Below are 2,247 nucleotides of genomic sequence, written 5' to 3'. Positions count from 1 at the left end.
GCCCACGGATTCAAGCCGGAGTGCGGGCATGCCGAGCCTAGGCGAGGCACCGAGTGGAGGGGCAAGAGCGTTTTGCTTACTTTTGCGCTCCACCAAAAGTGAGCCGCTGTAAGAGCGGAACCCATACCCGCCATCACCCAAAAAACGGATATGTACTCCCCCAACGCCCCCCAAAAGCCCACCCCATTGAAATGGGTCCGGGATTAACCCGCGCCAGGCAGGTACAATAGCAGCCCCCTTTTGTTACGGCCCTTGTCATGACTGACCCCATACGCCTCTCCAAACGCCTTATCGAACTGGTCGGTTGCTCCCGTCGGGAGGCTGAGCTGTTCATCGAAGGCGGCTGGGTCTCGGTGGACGGTGAAGTGATCGACGAGCCGCAGTTCAAGGTCACCACCCAAAAGGTCGAGCTCGACCCCGACGCCAAGGCCACCGTGCCAGAGCCGGTGACCATCCTGCTGCACGCGCCGGTTGGCGTGGACGCTGAGACGGCCATGGCCTCGATCAGCGCCGAAACCCTGTCCGAAGAACACCGCTTCAGCAAGCGCCCGCTCAAAGGCCATTTCCTGCGCCTGACCGCCAGCGCTGACCTGCAAGCCAAGGCCAGCGGCCTGCTGGTGTTTACCCAGGATTGGAAGATCCTGCGCAAATTGACCGCCGACGCCGCCAAGATCGAGCAGGAATACGTGGTCGAGGTCGAAGGCAACATGGCCGCCCACGGCCTCAACCGCCTTAACCATGGCCTGACCTACAAAGGCAAAGAGCTGCCGGCGGTAAAAGCCAGTTGGCAGAACGAAAACCGCCTGCGCTTTGCGCTGAAAAACCCGCAACCGGGCGTGATCGCCCTGTTCTGCGAAGCGGTTGGCCTGAAAGTCATCGCCATCCGTCGTATCCGCATCGGTGGTGTCTCCATCGGCAAGGTACCGGTCGGCCAATGGCGTTACCTGTCCGGCAAAGAGAAGTTCTAAGCCGCTCCCCTTTCTCGACACTGCCTGACCGGGCAGTGTCCTCAGTTGAAAACCAGGATTGCCCACCATGATTCACAATGACGTACTGCGCAGCGTGCGCTACATGCTCGACATCAGCGACAACAAGATGGTCGAGATCATCAAGCTCGGCGGCATGGACGTAACCAAAGACGACCTGCTGACCTACCTCAAGAAAGACGAGGAAGAAGGTTTCGTGTTCTGCCCGGATGACGTCATGGCCCACTTTCTGGATGGCCTGGTGATCTTCAAGCGCGGCAAAGACGAGAGCCGTCCGCCGCAGCCGATCGAAACACCGGTGACCAACAACATCATCCTGAAGAAACTGCGCGTGGCCTTCGAACTGAAGGAAGACGACATGCACGCCATCCTCAAGGCCTCCGAGTTCCCGGTGTCCAAGCCGGAGCTGAGCGCACTGTTCCGCAAGTTCGGCCACACCAACTACCGCACCTGTGGCGATCAGTTGCTGCGCAACTTCCTCAAGGGCCTGACCCTGCGAGTGCGTGCGTAAGCCATGAGTTACCAGGTCTCGCCCGTCGGCTTTGTGCGCTCCTGCTTCAAGGAGAAGTTCGCCATTCCGCGCCAACCGCAACTGGCGCCCGCCGCCCGTGGCGTGCTGGAGCTGGTGGCGCCGTTCGACGGCGGCGAGGCGGTACAGGGCCTGGAGCAGGTCAGCCATGTGTGGCTGTTGTTTCTGTTCCACGAGGCCCTGGAAGACAAGCCGCGCCTGAAGGTGCGCCCGCCACGCCTGGGCGGCAACACGTCCATGGGCGTATTCGCCACCCGTGCGACACACCGGCCCAATGGCATCGGCCAGTCGGTGGTGAAGCTGGACAAGGTAGAGCCGGGCCGCCTGTGGCTTTCCGGGATTGACTTGCTCGACGGCACGCCGGTGTTGGATATCAAGCCGTATGTGCCGTATGCCGACATGATCGACACGGCCACCAACAGCATCGCCAGCACCGCGCCGCAGCTGATTCCCGTGCAGTGGCTGAAGACGGCTCTGCATCAGGCACAAGGCCATGCACAGCGCCTTGACGAGCCCTTGGTGGAATTGATTGATCAGTGCCTGGCGCAGGACCCGCGGCCGGCGTATCAGACGCCTGGGCCTGAGCGGGAATACGGCGTGCAGTTTTGGGATGTGGATGTGCGTTGGCACTATCCCGAGGCTGGGATGATTTGCGTGCTGGAAGTGGTGCCGGCCAAGTAAACGGCCAAAAACAACTGTGGGAGCCGCTTGTGTGGGAGCTGGCTTGCCTGC

Annotated in this window: 3 protein-coding genes; all 3 read left to right on the top strand. The window is 61.2% G+C overall.

Annotation, left to right across the window (positions count from 1 at the left end; translation table 11 throughout):
- Positions 1-257 precede the first annotated feature (257 nt).
- The 3 genes from WBB95_RS14435 to tsaA all read left to right on the top strand — a co-directional run bounded on the left by WBB95_RS14435 (position 258) and on the right by tsaA (position 2,196).
- A complete protein-coding gene (locus tag WBB95_RS14435; RefSeq protein ID WP_424488193.1) occupies positions 258-968 on the top strand; it encodes an rRNA pseudouridine synthase in 711 nt (236 codons plus the stop codon).
- A 67-nt stretch (positions 969-1,035) separates the two neighbouring features.
- Positions 1,036-1,497 carry a DUF1456 family protein gene (locus WBB95_RS14430; RefSeq protein ID WP_424488192.1) on the top strand — a complete coding sequence of 154 codons (462 nt, stop codon included), beginning with the start codon at positions 1,036-1,038 and terminating at the stop codon, positions 1,495-1,497.
- A gap of 3 nt (positions 1,498-1,500) precedes the next feature.
- Positions 1,501-2,196 (top strand): tRNA (N6-threonylcarbamoyladenosine(37)-N6)-methyltransferase TrmO, encoded by a 696-nt coding sequence (tsaA, locus tag WBB95_RS14425; protein ID WP_424488191.1) that lies wholly within the window; start codon positions 1,501-1,503, stop codon positions 2,194-2,196.
- The last annotated feature ends 51 nt before the right edge of the window (positions 2,197-2,247 follow it).

Source organism: Pseudomonas sp. (assembly GCF_049645325.1).
Lineage (GTDB): Bacteria > Pseudomonadota > Gammaproteobacteria > Pseudomonadales > Pseudomonadaceae > Aquipseudomonas.
Note: the sequence above shows the minus strand (reverse complement) of the source record. Positions and strands in the feature narration are given on the sequence as shown.

What these genes read in the sequence shown, in the direction of transcription:
- WBB95_RS14435 (WP_424488193.1), top strand. Translation starts at nt 258, where the DNA reads ATGACTGACCCCATACGCCTCTCCAAACGCCTTATCGAACTGGTCGGT.
- WBB95_RS14430 (WP_424488192.1), top strand. Translation starts at nt 1,036, where the DNA reads ATGATTCACAATGACGTACTGCGCAGCGTGCGCTACATGCTCGACATC.
- tsaA (WP_424488191.1), top strand. Translation starts at nt 1,501, where the DNA reads ATGAGTTACCAGGTCTCGCCCGTCGGCTTTGTGCGCTCCTGCTTCAAG.